Origin of the sequence: Photobacterium chitinilyticum (assembly GCF_004104355.1) — a bacterium.
Taxonomy (GTDB): Bacteria; Pseudomonadota; Gammaproteobacteria; order Enterobacterales; family Vibrionaceae; genus Photobacterium; species Photobacterium chitinilyticum.
The window spans coordinates 157636-178824 of record NZ_RJLM01000005.1; the positions used below are offsets into that span (position 1 = coordinate 157636).

At 40.5% G+C, this 21189-nt stretch carries 16 protein-coding genes; 2 read left to right on the forward strand and 14 right to left on the reverse strand.

The window, feature by feature from the left end; translation table 11 throughout:
* Positions 1 to 200 precede the first annotated feature (200 nt).
* The 14 genes from EDI28_RS13815 to EDI28_RS13875 form a co-directional block, all read right to left on the reverse strand.
* Complete coding sequence (locus EDI28_RS13815; protein ID WP_128784470.1) at positions 201 to 1292, reverse strand: calcium:cation antiporter; 1092 nt, start codon at positions 1290 to 1292, stop codon at positions 201 to 203.
* 1290 nt (positions 1293 to 2582) lie between these two features.
* Entirely contained in the window at positions 2583 to 3197 is a 615-nt protein-coding gene (locus EDI28_RS13820; protein ID WP_128784471.1) for an SLATT domain-containing protein, read from the reverse strand.
* A gap of 70 nt (positions 3198 to 3267) precedes the next feature.
* Positions 3268 to 4797: an RNA-directed DNA polymerase gene (locus EDI28_RS13825; RefSeq protein ID WP_128784472.1), complete on the reverse strand. Its 1530-nt coding sequence runs from the start codon at positions 4795 to 4797 to the stop codon at positions 3268 to 3270.
* A 184-nt stretch (positions 4798 to 4981) separates the two neighbouring features.
* Entirely contained in the window at positions 4982 to 5095 is a 114-nt protein-coding gene (locus EDI28_RS27650; RefSeq protein WP_369122692.1) for a hypothetical protein, read from the reverse strand.
* 70 nt (positions 5096 to 5165) lie between these two features.
* Positions 5166 to 6434, reverse strand: a complete 1269-nt coding sequence (locus EDI28_RS13830; RefSeq protein WP_128784473.1) for an SMODS domain-containing nucleotidyltransferase — start codon at positions 6432 to 6434, stop codon at positions 5166 to 5168.
* A 688-nt stretch (positions 6435 to 7122) separates the two neighbouring features.
* Complete coding sequence (locus tag EDI28_RS13835; RefSeq protein ID WP_128784474.1) at positions 7123 to 8862, reverse strand: hypothetical protein; 1740 nt, start codon at positions 8860 to 8862, stop codon at positions 7123 to 7125.
* Positions 8859 to 9095 carry a hypothetical protein gene (locus tag EDI28_RS13840; protein WP_128784475.1) on the reverse strand — a complete coding sequence of 79 codons (237 nt, stop codon included), beginning with the start codon at positions 9093 to 9095 and terminating at the stop codon, positions 8859 to 8861. Before EDI28_RS13840 ends, EDI28_RS13835 begins: the two co-directional genes overlap by 4 nt.
* Positions 9096 to 9166: 71 nt before the next feature.
* The gene (locus EDI28_RS13845; RefSeq protein ID WP_128784476.1) at positions 9167 to 10573 is read right to left on the reverse strand and encodes a PIN domain-containing protein; all 1407 of its coding nucleotides are present in this window, start codon (positions 10571 to 10573) and stop codon (positions 9167 to 9169) included.
* 300 nt (positions 10574 to 10873) lie between these two features.
* Positions 10874 to 11497: a hypothetical protein gene (locus EDI28_RS13850; protein WP_128784477.1), complete on the reverse strand. Its 624-nt coding sequence runs from the start codon at positions 11495 to 11497 to the stop codon at positions 10874 to 10876.
* A 1-nt stretch (position 11498) separates the two neighbouring features.
* Entirely contained in the window at positions 11499 to 13136 is a 1638-nt protein-coding gene (locus tag EDI28_RS13855) for a TnsD family Tn7-like transposition protein (protein ID WP_233353376.1), read from the reverse strand.
* Positions 13111 to 14031 (reverse strand): TniQ family protein, encoded by a 921-nt coding sequence (locus tag EDI28_RS13860; protein WP_128784479.1) that lies wholly within the window; start codon positions 14029 to 14031, stop codon positions 13111 to 13113. Before EDI28_RS13860 ends, EDI28_RS13855 begins: the two co-directional genes overlap by 26 nt.
* Entirely contained in the window at positions 14024 to 15421 is a 1398-nt protein-coding gene (locus tag EDI28_RS13865; protein WP_128784480.1) for an ATP-binding protein, read from the reverse strand. Before EDI28_RS13865 ends, EDI28_RS13860 begins: the two co-directional genes overlap by 8 nt.
* 1 nt (position 15422) lies before the next feature.
* Positions 15423 to 17594, reverse strand: coding sequence for a TnsB C-terminal domain-containing protein (locus EDI28_RS13870; RefSeq protein WP_128784481.1), 2172 nt, complete (start codon positions 17592 to 17594; stop codon positions 15423 to 15425).
* Positions 17584 to 18282 carry a TnsA endonuclease N-terminal domain-containing protein gene (locus EDI28_RS13875; protein ID WP_233353377.1) on the reverse strand — a complete coding sequence of 233 codons (699 nt, stop codon included), beginning with the start codon at positions 18280 to 18282 and terminating at the stop codon, positions 17584 to 17586. The genes EDI28_RS13870 and EDI28_RS13875 overlap by 11 nt, the downstream gene beginning before the upstream one ends.
* A 1344-nt stretch (positions 18283 to 19626) precedes the next feature.
* Here EDI28_RS13875 and EDI28_RS13880 point away from each other — a divergent pair.
* The gene (locus tag EDI28_RS13880; protein ID WP_128784483.1) at positions 19627 to 20703 is read left to right on the forward strand and encodes an ABC-three component system protein; all 1077 of its coding nucleotides are present in this window, start codon (positions 19627 to 19629) and stop codon (positions 20701 to 20703) included.
* Complete coding sequence (locus EDI28_RS13885) at positions 20696 to 21187, forward strand: ABC-three component system middle component 2 (RefSeq protein ID WP_128784484.1); 492 nt, start codon at positions 20696 to 20698, stop codon at positions 21185 to 21187. The genes EDI28_RS13880 and EDI28_RS13885 overlap by 8 nt, the downstream gene beginning before the upstream one ends.
* Positions 21188 to 21189: the final 2 nt, after the last annotated feature.

Below are 21189 nucleotides of genomic sequence, written 5' to 3' on the forward strand. Positions count from 1 at the left end.
ACAAGACACAAACTCGGGATGGAGAGACAAAATAGTTTTAATCCAGAAGGGTCCATGAAAAGTTATTAAAGGGCTGAGAAGTGATAGATACCAATGATTAGGCATGGGGAGTGATGTAACGTTAGTTTCTGCCTTGGTTAGGCTGAATCAGGCTATTGCTCTGGATGTTTGACACAACCAGAGCAAGTGTACTTAAGGGCTTAATCAAACATCAAAATAATGTAAGCAATGAACAGAATGAGGTGTGTAGCACCATTGAGTGAGTTAGTTTTTCCGTTACTGAAGCTAACACTGGTCATCAACAGGGTCGCAGCGAGAAGTACCGTCTCAGCAGGCTCTAGTCCGAGGCGAATCGATTCGCTCATAACCCCGGAAATCAGCAGTACTGCTGGAACGGTGAGTGCGATGGTGGCTAGCACAGAACCAAAGAATAAGTTCATGGCGCGTTGAAGTTGATTAGTGATGGCTGCTTTTATAGCACCTACAGCCTCCGGAGCAAGGATGATAAGCGCCACAACGAGACCGCCTAATGCAGCAGGAGCACCCATTTCAGTAATACCGTTGTCGATTGGAATGGCTAAGCTCTTAGCCAGCAAAATAACCACGACTAAATAACTAACGAGCATAATGGTGTGAAACGCATTGCTCTGTAGCGGGCCATGATGTTCGTGATCGTCTTTATTGTCAGCATCAATAAAAAAATGCGTATGGCTTCGGGTTTGAACAAACAAGAAAACACCGTAAAGTGCAATAGAGATAAGAACCAGAGTCCATGTCAAACCCGCAGACATGTTGCCAAAGGCATCCATACTGGTGAAGTTAGGCAGAACTAAGCACAACATGGCCAGCGGGATGATGGCGACAAGGTAAGCCTTAATACCATCAAGATTATAAGTTTGGGTATGATATTTCATGCCACCAATCAGAAGAGTTATACCTACGAAGCCATTAAGAACGGCCATAACAACGGCAAACATGGTGTCCCTGGCTAGTACAGGATTAGAATCACCAGTGAGCATGACGGATGAAACCATGATGACTTCAAGTAAGACGACAGACAAAGTCAGAATAAGGGTACCGTAGGGATCGCCGAGTTTTATTGCCAGTGCATCTGAGTGACGAACGACGGCAAATATAGCGGTCATTACCACGTAGAACAATATGCCGGTAGTGACGATGTAAGGGATTAGGGACATTCCGCCAGTTAGTAAGTCATTACCGATGAGTTTAAAAAACGCAATAGCAATAATACCGATGGGTAGTGTGTATTCTTGTTTAAATACCTTGAACATGTTGAGCCTTTATTATTCTCCCTGTCATTGACACTTATCCTTTCGGCAATGACATATGGGGAGGTATCATTTTGCACCGATTCCTTACAGTGAATGATTAAATGGTTGTGCGAAAAGTCAGATGCATTTGCTTATGTCGCAATAGCAACCATTGATGCAATGCCACAGATATTAAAGTTATTCATAGTGATAAATCCCGTTGATTCAATACTGGATTTCGATCCTGAAGTGGTATTCCTTTCGATGTGGGCAGAATAGGTATTTATGCCGTTCAGAACGATGGATTAGAGAAATTCATTTTTGAAATCGGGGCATTCAACTTGAAGGTTAGAGATGCTGAAAATGGTTGGTCGCTCTGGATATGAAAGGCTTATTTGGATGGTGTATAGGAAAAGTGCCAGTGTGAATTCAATTATTAACACCGAATACAGAGAAGAAAAAACATATAAAATTAGCGGTTAGAGACTTAGATAAATCGAAGATGAATGTGTGCTTTGCTGAACCTACAAAGCGCACTAAGTTTTATACAAAATCCGCGATAAATACCGCTCCTTCTTGTTCGATAGCCGGGCGAAGTAGCTGGGCATCTAAGACAGTGTTTAGGAATCTATCAGACTTGTCATCTTCGTTAACGTTCGAAATATGACAAGATTCCTGAAGCCTAACTATCCCCTCAATATCATTTACAGTTATTACCTCTGCTAAATTCCAACTGTTTGCCTAACAGTGTATCCGGCCGCATGCTCGTATTTATGCTTATACCGTATGTTCTTGCCGTACACTATAGCCAACAAACTTTTTGTTTCAATCATTTAAATCATCCAGGAGTGGGGATTACTCATATTGAAAAAAATGGACAAACCGAAGTTTGTCCATTTCTTATTAGGTTTATCTAAATTTTAAATAGACCCCTGCAAGTGATCACAGATAACTAAGATGGAAACGTGCCAGCTTTTTAAATCAATGATCTGTAGCCCTCTTAAAAAATAACCAAGTTGGAAACACCAGAGCTTCATGGCTCATGAAGGCAGCAGGTTTGGTTAACTAAGTTGGAAACTACCACCACATACAGCCTCTTATTTAGAGTAATAACTCAGTTCGTAAAACCCGAACCGTACTTTGCGAACCGCACTTTACGAACTGGAGATTGCAATATTCCAATTGAGGGGAATGTCGCTTTAGTTAGCAAAAGCAAAGTAAGCGTACCTGCTATCAAGTGGTCATGGTTTACTGTTTTCCAGATCGTTATATGCGTACCCGACCAGTGTACAAGTCTTCTATTTGAGTTGCTCAACAGAAGCTTTCCATAAATGTGGTTACTTTATTGAATGTACTGGGAGCTGCTAAGTAGATGATCGTTGTGAATATAGCGATAGCAATTGTTACTCTTAAACTTAGCGGGAACTTGTCCTTCCATGTTAGATCAAGCTCTTCACAGAGCCACTTACTATTATGCTCAGAAAATAGCTTGTAGTGAGCAAACCATGTCGCGAGCAATACTGGGGCTGGTTGTTGTATTTCTTTATGTAACTCTTGTTTCTGTTCAAGTTTTTTTCTAGCATTTTCGATGGAAATATGGTCACTTTCATCTACCTCTGCATGGATAACCTCTAGATTTTTACTCAACTGAGTGAGCTCTACACCAGCACTGTAATACTGTTCTTTTAGAGCTTCTCTTGGTTTTAACATTAACCCAATAAGCCCCACAATTAAGAGTGATGCAGCTAGGGTTCGTGATTCGAACTCAGTAAAAGCTAGCCCAAGTATTCCAAGGGACAATGAGAAAAAACTAATAAGGCTTGGCACTTTTTCGCATAGATCAAATGAAGCAAAGTTAAGCTTCGCTCCGTATATGACATTATAATATTCTCTAGCTAACTGCTTTTTTATGCTTTGCTCATTCATTGGCTTTGATCGCTCTTTATCATTTATGAAGCTAGTTGTTTCGGTTTTTCAAAGGAGTTACTTACTTCTATCAATTGTAAGCTCTTACCCAATCCATTGTTGCTTTTTCTAGGACTGAAGATTCTTCTCCTACCAATGATTGCCATTGCTCGATTTCTGATTTTGGAAGAATTTCAACGGCTCTCAGTATCGCCCTTTTATCCCATCCTCCTACGCTATTATATTTGGTTTTCATTCCTCTGACCCAAGACACATCTTTGGCCGTTATTGCTGCTGAGGATTGAGCAATAATGCTACCGTTATCGATTAAAAACCTTTTTAAGGGCCTTACTTTTAAAGTTGCGAGGTTGTTTGCGATATACCACTCAAACCAGTACTTTACTACACCTGTGCCAATGAACTCTGATTCGACTAATGCAATTAATGCACTTTTGGACTCAGCAACAAATGCGTCGTCTGTGACTGAGTTTAGATATAGACAAACATCATTAATCGCTGGGGCAAAGAACTCAAAATTATCGAATAGAATGGGAGCTAAAACTTTTGTTCTAAATGTTCGTGCTTTTCGAAGAAGTGCTCTAGCCAAGCCAAGGTCGAGAGTCTTCCTTTCAATAATTGTCTGGGCTAGGGCTAACAATTGTTCTTCATCTGAGATCGCTATTTCGGCTTGATCTTCTACATGGATAGCGATTTCACCTACTTGCCCTGAATAGGGTTCAAGTCCTTCTAACGAATCAAGCATTTGAGTGCGCTGTAACTCATAGTAACTATTTAATTTTTCCACCACAAAATCTGAAGATTTGCCTATTGTTGTCTTTTCAGATGATAGTGTAAGGCGATGGGTTTCATACAAGTATAAAGTTAGGGATTCAAGAGTATTCAATAGTTCGGCTTTGGAGTCAGAAAAAACTCTAAAGTCGTCTACGTACCGAGTGTGTTCAATCCCCTTATTTTGTAGAAACAAATCAATATCGGATAAAACTGCTTCAGCCATTATGATGCTAGGTGCAGGCCCAACAGGAACGCCTTGAGATGTATTATTGTTCAGCCCAGAGAGGAAGCTATATACGCTTTTAGCTATTGAATCTAGTTTAGGGTCGGCGAATGTGATTGTATGAATCAGTTTTTGTAAATAAAGTTGGTTATAGCAATCTGTAATATCCGTTGAAAGTAAGTACTCATGTTCCTTTGCTAGCTTCTCTGTTTGTTCTATAAAAGTCTTGTAACCTCCTCCTTTGAAGAAGAAGCTCCCTTCATTTAGTGAGATTCGGTAGGCACAGGCAATATTTTCTTCAATAGGCACTCTTACGGACTCAACCTTCTCTGCAATCAAATGGGTTAGAGCTACGTATACCAGCGTATCTATAGGGTCTAACTGTTGAACTACCCTAAATCCTCCCTTGGGTTTATATGACACTGCCGTTCTTGGCGCTGTTGACTGGTAATCTGAGAGAGGCATTTGAATTAGCGTTGCCTTAATGTTATCCCATGAATGCCATATAGCGACAAATTCGTCAGCTTTTGGGAAAAAATCTGAGTCATAATAGGATTGAATATGCTTGCGAGCGAACTCCAAAGACTCATCATTTAGATATGTCATAATGATATTTCTTCTTATATTATTGGGTTATATCTGATGTTTGTTTCGTTGATTTTCTTAATGATTTTGGAAAAAGGTATCTATCTCATCACCACTAAAAGTTAACTCTTCGTTTTTCTATAGTGCTTTGGAAGCTTCCTTGTAAGTTTTTTCAACATTAGTGCTTGGAGATCCTTTGTATAGTTTATGTAAGTTTGTCTGCACACTTCTCATGCGTTTTATGTGTCCAAACTACATGACCATAACACTCGCGAATGTGATCAAATAGCATTGTGTTATGTTGAGTGGCCTGTCCCATAACAATGATTTTCTCGTTATCAATTTGTTGTTAGAGTCTAACGTTCGGCTACTTGTATAGCCTCAACATTCTAAATAATCGGAACTGCAATACGATCCCGAGCTACGATTGTATTATTCACTATTGCATAGCATTCAACGTAATGGTCACCTTCAAACGAAGTAGATTCACTACGACTCAGGCTACCGTCATCATCCAAAATATGCCCTCTAAGACAATTGTTCTTAATTGCTTGATCACCTTCATTTTTAACTTTCCACTTTAAATCAAAATCCACAGGAATATCATGATGATCTACACGGAACTTCAAATCATAACCTTTGTTTAGTGAAGAGGTAGAACCAAGCAATTGTGATAGCTTATGAGTGATAGTGTCTTTTTTAACTTCACACTCAATAGCTATTTCATATAAGAGGGTACTAGGGTACATATCTTCAATAAACTGCTCGCCGTTTGAAGACAATGAAGCTTTCTTGACTGTTGACTGGCTAGGAAATGGACGGCCATAAAGCTTTTTCCATTCTTTCCTTTCTCCTGATTCTGTTTTCGCCTCTATGGCAGATTCACAGATTTCACGAGCACGCCGAGCTGCTTTATGAAAAGATTCCTTTACTGGGATTTTAGATAGGCTGCCAAAAGCACGGTAGGAATCTGGATCACCTTCATTTTCAAGAAAAGTAAAGAAATCTAGGGAAAGTTGGTCAAATTTCCCAAAACTGCTCGTGTCATAATCAGAATTATGTTGCAGAAAACGATAGCATAAAGTGTCAATCAGGAAACCACTCATACATACATCGTTTCTGTTTTTCCAAGCTCGTACCATTTTGGATAGATGCCGAAGGTTCCCCTTTCTATCTTCATTGAGTTCTTTAAATGCACGTAATTCATCGTCAGGATTACATTTACGCCAAGAGCCGCCGTCATTGGAATCAGGGTATTTATAACGACCATCATTTTCTAGAAATACGGGGCAGACTTCAAACTCTACATGATCTTTAAACTTGACCACCACCACTTGGCCATCTCTACGAATATCTGTGTTCTTATACACTTTGCGAATGGCGTTGCGAACCACTTGTAGAAGGTAGGACTGTTTGTCTTTGAAACGTTCTCTGTCACTGTCAGGAATCACATATAACATATCCAAATCAGAAATACCGTTGATGCCGCTCTTTCGACCATACGATCCGACTTGTTTCGAATTGGTGGTTTTAGATTCACTGTTTCGAAATTCACGGTTTAAAGCGCGAGTAATACACCTATAGCGTTTTCCAATTTGCCCTTTATTTTTTATCTGAAGGTTATTTAGTAAAGAGTTAAAATTTGATGATGTGGTCATGCAATCCCTGCTTGTTTGATAGCTACCTATGGATTAGGTGAGTAATTTCATATTAATCGTATGGGGTACTTCAAGTCAAAGAGAGATTTGTGAGGATGTCGCTAGCATCAAATCCAAAGAGTCTTAGAACAAATATAATCATTTATCAGTAAAACTTTTGTTCAGATCCTCCTTGGAATACTTAATTACAAAGGAATTAGGTGTATGGGAAGGCTTGGTTGGTTTAGGTAGACTTTTTAAGTACTCTGAGCATCCTATCTTTAGGTTTTGCCCACAAAATCAACAGTGGCTAGAGAATGGAAAAATGTCCAATAAGCATGGAATTCTAAAAGAGCCAATCAAAGTTTGCGTTAATACTTACGACGTATATCTCATGCCTACAACTATCGAAAATGAGCACCGAATTTTGAAAAAAGTTGCCCAAAGGATTTTGAGGTAAGTGATTTTGACGCGGAAAACTAGATCCAACCTTTACGGTTAGTTGGTACAGACACTTTTTCTCTTAATCATTTAGCATGGTGATTTATTGGTGTGGCATGCAGTAAAAAGAAGGAAGGGTATCGCTATAACCCAGTCTCGAATGGGTATACGATTTTGTTATTGCAGTAGGCGCTACTGCAATAACGTTGCTCAGACTCTCTAAGGAGAAAGGAAAAACCTTGTAGAGAGCTGATATGATAGCTTTACATCATTGGCTCAGGGTATTGTCTTCTTGAACTTTGGTATGATGCTCTTGGGTGTAGAGATCTAAAACGAAATTCATTGGAACTGGTAGCCGATAGTGTCTACAGCCAGTTAGAATTATTGGCCAAAGAGACGCTTTGCATGCGCTCATCTCGTACACTTTATTGGACTCTTTACATTCAGTCACTAACTGCTCTAAAAGCGCTTTAGGTTCATCCATAATATCTATATTTGAGAGAGTGCCACCGTGCATGTCATCGAAACGATAGAAATGTTTCTCTGATGATTCGTCTAAGAAAAATACTTGAAAATTGCAGTGAGGCAAAAACTCCTTCTTTATCTTTTTGACCGTATTGTAAGCCTCTTCGACATCATAAATTGCAGAAAAAGCGGAAAGGTAGGGGTACATAATTGAGCCTTTTGTAACGCTATTTCTATATTCATCAGATTTTTCGATAGGGTGTTCAATAAGCTCTGCATAATTTGCTATTGTAGTAGGATATCTGCGATTTAAGTTGTGCGTACGATAAATTTCGATGGTTAATCCTAACAACCAGTTCCTAATGTCCTTCCTGTTATGATCACTAAGCGAGAGAAACCATAAAGCCATGACGATATCTATCGCTTGCTCATCTTTATAGGGAGTGAACAATATTGGGTTATTTGTAATCAAAGCTTTAATTGAGTCTTGATATTCATGAACGGACTTCGATAAAGCTTGATAGAGCTCTTGGCTATCATCTTGTACTTGAGATAAGTACCAGTAATTCCAGCACCCAGCGAGGGCGAGTCGACCGAGAACATCGAATAGCTTGAGGTTAACATCTACATCGCATGATGGTCTTACTGCATGTGAGAGCGCATACAGTCGATTTACGTGAGGGACGATCTTTTTCTCTAAGTAACTATTTGATATATCTACATTTAGTTTATGTATGGAATTTAGCGTTTCAAGAGTGGAAATCGCATCTTTATTTTTCTTATCAAATGCAAATTTTGAAGCTTCCCATGCATTCAGCAATGAGTATTCTGCTAATAGGTATGCACTTTCCAAGTTATCTTGGTCTCTGCACCAAGAGTACAAAATCCATACGCATAGATACAGTTGGCGAACCCCCGTTAAAATCTGGCGGGGCTTTTTTTCATTGGTATTAGTGAGTAAAAATGCTAGTTGGGAAAAGTGTTTAAATGCAATATCAGGTTCATCAAGCATGGCTAACGATTTTCTGAGTAGTCCGCGACAGTTCGCAGGCAACAACTCTTCTCGCAGCATATTTTGCTCAATCAGAGTTGATAGCCTATCTCCATTCCACTCAGAGAAAGACAGCTTGTCGGATTTTTCTCTGTCTAAAAAAGAGCTCACATTTGCTCGTACTTCTTCCTTAATTTCACCTCCGAAACACAAGCAGATCTCCACGGGAAGTCCTTTGTACTCTGATGGAATTCTAGTAGGAATAAAAACGTCAATGATTTCATTTATAGAAGGGCGAAGATCTTGAGGGTTCCCGCCATCCCAGTCTTTTCGTCCCAAGTCTCCTGACTTAACAGAAAACAGAAATACTTTATTTTCAGTGTCTTGTGACAGCTTCCCGACGGCTCCGACATCTACACCATATTGTCTACTGCCTACACCAGGCTTTAAGAACACTTCGAAGCCCATTTGACTTAATAAGTCTGGTAGTAGTGCATCTAGTTCACCACGTTCCTTCAAGGATGCTAAATATTGTCGAATGACTAATTTCATGAGTTACACCCCTCCACTCTGAAGTGCCAAAGCTTATCGTCTAAACCATATGGATCTATATTTTGCATTGATGCGAGTTCAAATGAATGTTTGATTTGCTGTAAAGGCATTTCTTGCCTAGTTTTTCCTTCTCTGCGGTAAACATAGTGAATCGACTTGTTACCATAGAGCAGCACAGATTCATTGTCTCCGAAAAGAGAGCTCAAAAAAGACTTTTGTCTTGCTTGCTTCATTGATTCGTCCATAACCTTTTGGTGATGAGTCCAATAGATATACTGGTCACTTTCACTAGGCCTTAACTCTTTCACTTGCAAAGCTGCATCAATAGACGAACGATAATCAGAGAACTCTGATAAAACAGAGGCAGCGAATACGGAGAGCTTTTGATCTGAAGATTACTTAAGTAGTCTTTGACGCTGCCTGGATAGCTGATCAGTAAAGGGTTGAATACAATACGTTGGATTTCGGCTAGTTCAGTTTCATTGGCTACGCTTATTAGAGACTCAATTAAGCTCATGACTGTTTTGGGGTGAACGAAGAACCATCCGCAAGCTTTTTTAGCAAGGAAAGAACATGCACCAACATTAGTAGGGACTAATTTTATATCGTAAGTCAGTGAGCAATCACCATGAACGCTTTGAATTAGATCAAAGCAAAACTGTCCCAACGCCAGTTTTTTAGCAAGCATCCATCGCGTAATTAGTGTGGCTAGATATGTATCTTTATGATTGTGCAACTCGCGGACAAAGCTACTGAATGCTTTAACCGAAAGTTTGAAATCATTATGTTCAAAGAACTTCTCTATGAAATTTACGCAAATTTGAAGGTTATCTTGCTTTAGAATTCGTCTGAGAGCATGGTCAATGTTGTTAATAGTTTGAGTGCTCTGTGGATTCGCGTAGCTACAGATGTCCAATAGTCTACTTTCGATTGATGGTGTGATCTGCTTGTGTTCTATAAACAGGGTTACAGATGCTTCATATATATACTGTTCACCATGGTGGTTGATATGACCATCGATAAAGTTAATTAGCGCATGTTCGAGTTTATCTGTTTGTGCACTAAGTCTAACTAGTGTTCTTAAAGAAGAAGCTAGGATGAAATCAGAATGGTGCTTTTCTAATAAGGTATCTACTGCATCTACCGCTAACTCGATTAGATTTTTGTCTTTATAGTTTATGTTACCTATGGCTTGGATTGCTCTTTGGCAGACTTCTTCTTGGTCATGCTGTAATAAACAAATTGCATGATTAAAAAACAATGACTCATTTCTAGTAGCCCCAGCTTCTAACGCAATAGAAAGCATATCAGATTCGAAGTGAGGATTTTCCAGAACAAAATCGAAAAGGGCTTGAGCTCTGGTAATTTCAATACTACAAAACTTTTTCAAAGGCAGAAGCAACGAGTGGGCTGTTCCATCTTGAACAGTCTCTTTCATCAGGTGATTTATACACTCAACTAACTCTAAAACCTCTACTTTTAGATGAGGTATGGCATCTTGAAAGGTTTGAATGATTGGGTAGTAGTTTTGCTCCTTCTCTTTCTGGGGGAGCTTAAGATAAGTATCTAGGAGATTAATGTGACCCTGATGATGGAGTTCTACCAAGGCTGCTGATAGTTGCCCTTCAGCATTTTGCTCGTCATAGAATAAGTCTTGGATGACTTCAAACAAAACACTGTCATTTTGGGCTTTGAGGAGTTTATCTTTCAAATCGTTAACCACTATTTAGAATACCTAATGCAACTAGTTGTTTTTCAGCTAGTGTCATAATTGTATATCGGAAGTAATACGTCAATTATTCACCTATTCAAAGTAACTCACATATTGATATGGATTAACATATGGGAGAAGTCCAGGGTCAATTATTGGGTTAACAGTTACTGTCGCTGATTTCTAAGTGCTCTTTACTGAAATAAACTGGTCGTTGCCTTCCAAATTTCAGACTCAAAGAATTTATACACCAATACTGGCGGAGCCTCTTCATTGCACCACCAGATCCAACTTTTCAGGTCACCCGCGCTCTTGGTGATGTCGATTGTAGAACACATCATTTTCTTCGTCGTAATCGTCTTTGATGATATTACAATCAGCGATAGCCGCTTTATGCTGCCTTTGCTTTTCTTTGTATTCTTCAGTCTGTTGATAAATGCGGGACACCTCTGCAAACCAAGCCGCCCACTCAGTAGTTGGTATCTCTCTGCTCTCAATGGAAACTTCGTTAAATGTGCACATGTAATCACAGAACATGTTGAATAGTTTGCCGTTGTCATTTTGTTTGAGCAGTGATTCAGGGCTAGCTGTTAGATAGTTATGGCTTTGTTCAAACAGCTCTAGTGCCTTTAGATGGTGGTTAAGTCGCTTATCAATAAGCTCCTTATACTCGGGGAGCACTTTATAGTTCCATACTTGGTAGGTTGTGGGGGTAAGAAACCACTTTACTGCGTTATGCCGCTTAATTACCTTTATGAGATTTAAGCGTGGCGCTAGATAGGGGTGAATGTCTCCATTCTTATTAAACTGCTCTCGTGGGTAGAGCTTTGCACCATTTAGAGTTACAAACATTGAAATATCACGTAAGTGAGGTTTAACTGCGTGAGTTTCATAAACTGGTCGGAATGTACCGAATAACGTCATTCTACGGTTCCTTATTTTTTGAATTAGTAACGATCTGTTCTGCCTGTCTAATTGATAGCGGCAGGCGTTTTCTGTTTTTAATTAACGAATGCTGTGAGTCCATTTGTCTCTCGACATGCGACACGGAGCTAGCGCTCTTTACCTGCTTCCTAATTTGTTTAGCGAGCTTTTTGTCTACCTGATCCCAGTCGATAGATGGGTGAAACGTGGGAGAGACTCGTTTTGGTAAGTGCTGGTTCAGCCAATCTTTGTCATATCGAAATAGCCACATGTAGCAACTGCTCGAATGCTTAATCTCTGTGCGAGTTATTGTTGGTTTTTGGGAAATGATTGACTTAAGGGTTTGGCGACATTGATTGCGTTTTTGGCAGAACCAGAGTTGTTTTCTCCATGCGGCTAATCCTGACATCGAGTTGATTTTCTGTTCTACGGTCGCAACGCTAACGCCACATAATCTCGCAATATCTCGTCGATGAATTCCTCGAAATGCGAGCCTTAATATTCTATCGACCAGCGAATCACTTAATTGTTTGAATCGATGCTTAACCGTTATTCCATTTCGTTGCGCTAGGGCTGCCAGAAAGCCCATAGAATGGCCTGTCGCCTTGGCGACAGAACGAAGCGATAGCTCCTTTTTCAATAGCGTAGCGACTTCATCAGCATCTTCAGTTGACGGTGCGTTGTTTTGAATCGGGGCTGGAGTAGTATCGAGTGCAGCAGGTTTTGAGTAATACTCCTTTGGGGAGTCTGTGAAGAGCATGCCGAGCAACGCATGCTTGATGTAATGCATGTTCCTGTCTGGCTTTACCAGATTCCGCACATAGGAAATTTCAGACAGTTGATTTGGTAATACGCCGAGCTTAAATAACGCTGACCAATAATGATTAAACTCGCGTGATAGTTTTTCAAGCCTAATGTGTTTTTCTGATGTCAGATAGCGCCCTTCGTCTAACCAGGTCATATGCGGATCTGATAGCGCTAACGTGCTATCGTCTTGCGCTAGAGAGTTCAGTTCTGAAAGGAAGAGAGATAGCTTTGTTGCTGTGATCGGTGGTGGTTCTGGGCTTGGCTTAAACCCCACAAACTGACTTGGTGGAGGCTCAATTCGTTTGTTTAGCCCATCAGCATTAAGAGATATATTCAATAACCATGTAGCGTGTTTGGGGCATACCGTAACACCTGCGAGCTGGTGGTTCGTATGCCAGATACCACATCCGTATTGGGATTCATCTTCAGTCAGACACTCAGGGCAGTACTTGAGGGTGTTGCCTAATTTCAGTCGACAGGATACAAGCCTACTTAGTGCCATTACAGACGTTCCACAATTGGAAAGCATTGCGTGGCTTAGCGCGTTTTTATCTTTCTCATGATGTATCGTGGCTGAGATTAGTGGATAGATGGTTCCATGATTCAAGAGGTAGTGAATGGGTATACTCATTTTCAGAGAGATCATGCTCAGGGAACAGGGCAGTTGCGGGTTAAGCTTAATGTCTGGGCGACCAAACAAGGCTCGGTTCTTTTCGCGAAGCGAGTTGTATGGGCTTACTACATGATGCCGTGCAGCTAAACTAAAGACGCTTTCTCCTTCGATTACCTTGAAGTACATAGCTATATCACTCTGGAAAAGTACCAGTAGCATGCATAGCTAGGATGTATACCAGTGGAGGGCTGTAGTTGAAGCTGGAGTCCTTTAGAAAATATCGGGGTGTTCTGAGTGTCGGTGACATGGTCACCCCTTTAAGCTCTTTGGTATTTTTGAAATAGCGTTGTAGCCTGCTTTTACCTAGAGAATTCCACAGTTCCTGATTCCATGCTGACACTCTGTATTTGAATGCCAATGTGTTTATATCCGCCTCTGAAGTACCGATATAATTTAGGTTTTTCCTTTGGATGTCGTTTAACGTAAATTTTGCTAATTGCTGATTGAGCAACAGGCAAAAAGATTCTATGTCTTGCATGAAATCGTCAAAGTACCCTTCATCTTTTTGCATCTTATGTTTACACGCTGGGCATACTGGTGGTGGAACAGGTGCTCTGTCTAAATCTGACAGTTGGTAACCACACTTCAGGCATGAGCTAATTAATTCACACCCATGTTTATAGCAATGGAAAACCCCCGCTATCTGATGAGGTTGGTGGTAGTAGGAGGTGCCATAGATATCGAGGTCATTATCTTTACAGACGGGACAGTATCGCCAGACTCTGTTATGAAGAGTTTGTGCATGAATGCTCATAAACTGGAGCTCTTCTCCCTGAAAGAAACGGCGAACCTTGTTTGTCTCTCCTGTTGTCATGAATGGCATCATATAGTTTCCACCACCATGGCTGAGCCATTGGTTAAAAGGACTATCAGAGGTGAGTGAGCACAGTTCATCATCAAATTTACGTAAATCGGTAATGGACGTTACTTTGAACCTTCTCAGCCCAAAACGTTGGGCTGTAGATGAAAATGTTCCAAATGGGGATTGATGATGGATTCGAAAAAGAACGCTCCGTATGTGCTCATTCGGAAGCTGCTTTAAAAGGTTATTCATTGTCTCGGGCCTTTTGCAGCAATGATTCAGGAGACATGTCATCTAGCATTTTCAACTGCTTTTCACTTAGGTGCGTAAGTTCAGAAGTGTTATTGCTGAGTACTTTACGTTGCTTAGTTGAAGCTAAACTTTTTGTTACCACATCAGAATTGAAATAGTCCTCACTCTCGTGGAGCAGGGTTAACGGTGCGCAGTCTTCAAATTGGTAATACTGTCCTTTTTTTAGTGCCCTGAGAGCACCGCTTATTACACTAAATTGCTCATTGAATACTCGATTTAATGCCGCAATGCTCAGATCTTGATTCTCAGGGCCAAGATAGGTCAGATAAGACATAGTCGAACGAATAAGGCTCGATGCTATAGCTGGAATACCAGCACTTAGGTGATGAATATGGCGTGTAAGGGTATCTAAGTCTGTTTGCTGGTTATGCAATAACTCCGTTGGTGTTTGTTGTTTGATGAATCGCTTCCAAAATGAGCTGTCAACGTCGCATTGCTCTAGGATTAGTGAGCCATTTTTCCCTATGCGGCGAGCCGAGGTCATTTCTTGTGAGAATAGATTCAGGGTGGAAAGAGTACCTACAAGCATTAGGGGAACGCCGATCTTGTTAAACAACTCTTCTATAAATCGCAAAGTCGCATTTTCATTGTTTCCAACTTTATCTGTTTTAGTAGGCTTGGATAGATTCTGAGCTTCATCCAAAACGATAAGGCCTACGCCATGAATAATTAGCGATTTTCGAACGGCTACCATTAGCGTGGTGACGTTACTTTTTAGGTGAGAATTGTAATAATGCTCTCCTGTTATGGAATCTAATGACTCAAGGATTCGCCACAGTAGTGCTCTCTGCCCCTTTGCAGTTGGTACGTCTACTTTGAGCCATACAATTTGCTCGTAACTGAAGTCCTGCCCGTGATAGCAAGTGTGTTTGATAGTTTGGGGAATAGTAGAAAGAATGCTATCGACCATGGCCGTTTTCCCTCTGCCTGAGAGACCTGCAAGTAGAAGGCTGCTCTGAGCGGCAGTTTGCTGTAGTGATAACTCTTGGGTTGGATTAACGTCGATGTCGCTTGCGGTCGTAAGTTTTTTAAAGTCCCCAAACGCTAGTGGATTACGATAGATATATCCGCGTTCAATCATGCGAAACAGAGTGTCATACAGACGAGGGGCTTCATCTTGGACAACATAACCGCTTGCTAAGTTGTCTATCGCCGAACGCAGGTAGTAATGGTGATGTTCAGCGGGAATACATGACAAATCAAAATCTATGATAGGTTTTTTGGTACATAGTTTGATGAATTCATGTGGTGCTAGCGGATAGCCCAGAGCTTCAACCAGAGGGTTTCCACGTAATTCAGGGTTTGGGTGCGGAATATAGTGTACTGTCATTTTATTCACCGTCGTCAAAAAGATCAGGTTCAGTGAGATCTTGCGAAGGGCGTTTTGGTTGTGGTGATGTGTTTTGATTGCTCATTACTTCTCTGATTTCCTCGGAACGTTGTTGTTTCTCTAGTGCGGCGACGAGATGGGTGCGTTGTTTCATTCCTGGCTGGATCGATTTCGCGTTAGATTTTTTGAGATGCTTAGTTTTAGCAATAGTATCTTTATCAATCTCATTGAAATCATTGAGTAAATCTAACTTGTTAGAGAAAGCACATTCTTCATGAAGGCTAATTTTTTGCTTGGTTAGTTCTACTTGATGTAGAGCATTGGCCCAGATTTGGTTTTTGTAGGCTTCTGAGCGATCAGTGAGATCAAGCTGATACATTTCACCGCTTTTTTCATTTTTGTACCATATGTGGTTAGTAGAGTTATCATCGTAGCGAACACGGATTTTGAATCGACCTGTGTTTTTGGCGAAATCCAACCACTGTGAACGAACGACCTCGTTTGAGCTGTAGTAGAGCCCTTTAAAAAAAACACCTTGTGCACGAACAGTCGCAGTTGCTTCAGGCAAAAGAGCAAACCTTAATTGTTCAATCGATACGGTAGTACGAGGAATTACCATTTCCTGTAGTCCATACACATAGAGATCTCTAGGCGTTAATCCCACGTCGTCACGAGTCATTTCGAAATTATGGTTACTGACACGCGCTCGATTGTTATTTGTGTATAAAATCAACTTGATAAGGCGTTTCATAAAGTCCTCGAAGCTCATGGCTGCATGCCGAGAAGCGTGCTGAGCCTCTTTTTGTGGAGTTTTAACTACTTGTCCAGGCACAAAATTAATCGCGGTTTGCTGATAAATGCGGAATCCTTGCTCTACCGTGCCTTTGCTGTCTCCTCTGTGATATGCAGTAAACCCTCCAAGTTGAATACCTACTTGTCCTGTGAGAATACCCTCGATATTTTTGTCTGTGTATTCTGAACCTCTATCCATTACTAACTGTGAGCACGGATGGTGACATGGCCAATCGTGTTCCGATATTTCGATACCGTATCGTTTACAGAATTCTACTTTGTCAGTTAGAGCATTAAACAGCGCTTGCGAAGCTCCATGCCAATTAGGCCCGTGAAAACAGACATGGAGGCCAACAAACATGCCACTCCAAGTGTCTGCTACGAGATAGATGACAGGGCGACCTGTCGCTAGTTGTTCGCTCTTGTCATATGGATACAGTATGTATTGGTCGACAATAGTCGCATCAATTTCGTACCTATCTGTTGGGCCACGTAGACCGTGTCTGGCTACGCCTGGCTTGCCGCTTTTGTCCTTTTGATAGCCGATTTCACCCACGGCTTTTCGGATGAAAACTAGTGGGCCAACGTATTTTTTGAGGTGGTATTTGAATACCTCTGGAGATATCAGTTCTTGTCTAGGTGCTGGAATTGTTAACTCGTGAGCATCAATGTTTTTGGGTTTTACCTTGGGGTACAGGTACGTTCGGCAAAACTCTTCATAGAGATAGCTCAAGCGTACCCTCGATCCTGAAGGTATTTTTCTACTGAACTTTTTAATGTTGTCCAGATCTTGCAGAGTCATGCCTCTAAAGGGATTACCATACTTAGTCTTGGGGCCTGATTTACCACTTAATGTAATATGGCCCTGTTTATTCATTTCAGGTTTGTCAGGGAGCGTTGGATTGCTCCCACAGTTTCGCCACAATGGTAGGAGTGCATTTTTATGAGAGCCATAAAACCAGTAGCGATTGAGGGCTCCCGCTACGTATTTACGGCTACGCTTTGATAAATGGATTAGCTCCTCTAAGAGCCCCGAGCTGTCCTCAAATAGATACTGATAACGTTTCTCTTTGTCTTCGACTAAAGGGGCGATAACGCCGTACGCTGCATTGCGTTTGTCGATCCATTTTGTTCTGGTTTGTGAATGGGCGAGAAGGTCATCGTCACTTGCATACAGCAAATCTGAGGCTGACCTCTCTTCCAATCGCCAAGTGCTACTCTGAACCTTAGATGAGGCAATGTTTAAATCCAGAGTGAACGGACGAAGTGGCACTGATGCTAGCAGATTCGTTACGGCTACCAGCATCTTGTCGTAGCACATATCGACGATCAAATAGTCGATTTTCTCAGGTTCAGAAACGATACGTTGATTAATGCGCATTGGTGGCCTCGTCTAGCATCGTCAATGGGCGGTAGAGTTCGATTCCCGTATTCAAATCCACAGAAATATCAAAGTTATAGCAGGCATACTGAAATAGGCGCATCATTTGCTCCAATGGAACAGTATGTGCCGTTGATACAAATTGAAGTTGATTTCTTAACGTGTCCTTGGGTTTGTTTATTAAGTTGTTAGTTAGGGTAAGCAACAAAGAGCTATATAGCATCTCAGGTACTTCTAGAAGATTGGGATACAGGTAGCACTCACGCAGCCATTTGAGGTTGTATGTACGAACTGGGTTTAGGTCTTGTTCTGTCATCTGCACTAGCGTATAGCCCTGCTTTTGCCAATATAGGCACTCGATCTCAAATTTCTTCTTGGTACGATTAACTTTATGCGTTGACTCGTATTTGTTGCTTAGTGACTCAGAGGGTTTGTAGTTGTATGGTTGCAATTTATACCCCTTAGAGCTGTCGTCTTTCATTACCGCAACGATGTCTGTTGTCATCGTCGTTGCTGGAACAAGCCTAGTAGCATGATCTTTTTCTTTGTAACGAGCTGGGTGCCATATATCTAGTTCCTCTGCACAGTTCAGGGTTTCATGAATGGGCAATGGGTATTGCTCGTATATTTCGACAACATTCTTATCGTGCTCTAGATGTAGAAAGAGTGACAATTCCCCTAGGCTCAATAAATGATGACCCCTTTGGGTTTTATGACTGAAGATGATATTACACATCCCCACACTGTTAGATGATTTAACAGTAATGTATGGCCTGTAACCATTAATTCTAATATCGGTTTGATAGCGTTCAATTCTATTTATCTCTCTGTTGGTGATAATAGGTTGTTTGAGTTTGTTCATAATGAAATCTCACTCTGAGTATTTTATTGATAGCAGTCCTGAGTGAGATTGTCTAGTGCTCCTTTTGTATTAACTATTGATTTTAAAGGAAATATTATAACTTAATTTAATCGGTAGAATTGTTTTTGGGTGAGGGGTTATTATTAAGATTTAAGCTAATATCAAACATTTATATCACCGAGTTATTATTGATAATAAATAAACTAAATTTCTTGATTATTATAATTTTATTTATTTCTTGTTTTTGTTTGATAAATAAAACAATAAGTTATGAATTAATTGGTTACAATGTGCGCAAACAAACAAAAACAGTGAAAAAAGTTACTTTTTATTTAGTAATGATCGGTATGTATATGCGTATGGGTGATCATTTCGGGTGCCTTGTGAGGTATGTTGAATGTTATCGATATAAGGCTGGTGGCATGCGTTTCGCTGGTTTTTCATTATTGCAATGACTAGAGAACCTTACTTTTAATATCGTTCATTTCCGAGAGCTGCATTCGGATAATATTTTTTAATGGTTATCTCGGTTGTTTGTTCTTATTACTACACTTTTTCCCGTGAATAAGTGTAGTACCTCTACACTTATTCGTGGGAATAAGTGTTGGATATACACACTTTTTGCCACGAAAGTTTGTAATAATGAAGTTGGTAATGATTCTATTTATCTGATTTATAGGGGGAATTTGACACTTCTTGTTGTTTAGATTCGTGAGTAAGTTAAAAAGGTCACCAAGCATTAAATAAAGTAATCTCAAATCTTATGCGTAGCTCATAACTAGGGATGTTCGAACTATTCGAAAGTCGCTTGTATTCGATTGCTTGAAGTGACATGCAGAGGGGTAGATGAGTTTGCGCTCCGAAGTCGTAATCCCACTAGACTGCTACCACTGATTGAGAATTCGTAGCTGCCTTTCAAGAGTAAAGACCCACTACTCTCGCCACTTGTCAGTCCTAACTTAATAAAACAGTGAAAGTGCTTAGTAGAGGTTAAATGTCACCGCATGTCTTTCCTTGAGTCGTTCAGTCATGTAGTCAGCGATAAATTATGAGAACAACCACACTGCACCTAGTGTTAATGCTACTAGTTTGTATTGTATCTGATACTATATACATCAATTATTTACCTTTGTTCCAAAGAGTTATTAAAGTTGCTTGGTATCTTCATTTATGTCGAATGTTAACTTAGTTCAAGTATTGACTGGTGCATCAGTGCTTCCAATCCATCGGATCAAATTGTTTTCACCTGAAGAGTGGGAAGAGTTTGTAGAAGAGTGGTTGACCTTTAAAGAGCTAGATTATATCGAAGTTGAACGGTTAGGTGGAGCTGGAGATAAAGGTCGAGATGTCATCGGTTATGTTACTTGCCCGAAGACGAACCCTGACTCGTATGTGTGGGACAATTTTCAGTGTAAACATTACGATCATGCACTTAGGCCAAGCGACGTTTGGACTGAGTTTGGCAAAGTGTGTTACTACACCTATTTGGGTGACTTTCCTGTTCCAAGGCATTACTACTTTATTGCTCCCTATGGAGTAGGTACGTCGCTTGCTGACCTGTTGCGTAAACCAGATATACTTCGACAAGAACTCAAAGATAACTGGGACAAATACTGCAAGTTTAAGATTACTAAAAAGATGCCTAATGGGATCGAATTAACTGGGGCGTTTTTGGACTATGTAGATCAGTTCGATTTTTCTATATTCCTCAAGGTAAAGCCTTTGACTCTAATTGAAGAGCACTCCAATACACGTTATCACATAAGCAGATTTGGGGGAGGGTTACCTGAACGAACTTACAGCGATGATATGCCTGAGGAAGTAACAAACCAAGAATTGGTTTATGTGACCAAATTATTTGCAGCGTATAGCGATGCTGATGGCAACACTTTGACAACTCTCGACTGTATAGCATCTAAGAAAAAGTATCTGAACCACTTTAAAAGAGCTAGGAAATGCTTTTATAAAACTGAGCAACTAAAGCACTTCTCCAGAGATAAGCTTCCAGCAGGTGTATATGAATCATACCAAAACGAGATAGCTTCGGGAGTAATCAATGTGGTTGAAGATGATCATGAGCATGGATTTCAAAAGGTTAAAGAGGTCGAGCAAGAAGCTCGAAAGTTAGCTATTACTTCAAATCCTCTAACTCTATGCAGTGATGGGGATGATAGAGCGGGAGTTTGTCACCACTTGGCAAACGATCCTTCCGATGCAAATGAATTTATATGGATCGAGTATGACTAGTGAAATGACTTTTTCTTTAGCCTACAACAATCAACTAGAGTTCGGGCTGCGTGCATTGGTGATTTTAAGCCATGTATACCCACACGAATGCGACTTGGAAAAGTTGTCTTACCTAGATTACATCATAGTTCACTCTGGTGACTTCAATGAATATCTAAAAAGTATACACGCCCCCATACCTTACAGAAGCACAGAAGTTTTGGTACGACGAGAACAAATGAAAAGAGGTATTAACCTTCTTTGTAACTATGGATTGGCAATGCCAGTGTTCCTAGAGAAAGGCTTTTACTATCGAATTTCTGAAGAAGGAGTTCCATTTCTTGATTCCTTAGCTGAGGCTTATGTGAAGTACGTGGATGAAAGGGCATCGTGGGCTGTAAGGGAATTCGGAAAGTATAGTAGTTCGGAGTTAAGTAATTTGATTTGTGAAGCGAACATAGATGGCGATGCAGAGATCGTTTTCCAGACAGGAGTATTGGTTTAAAT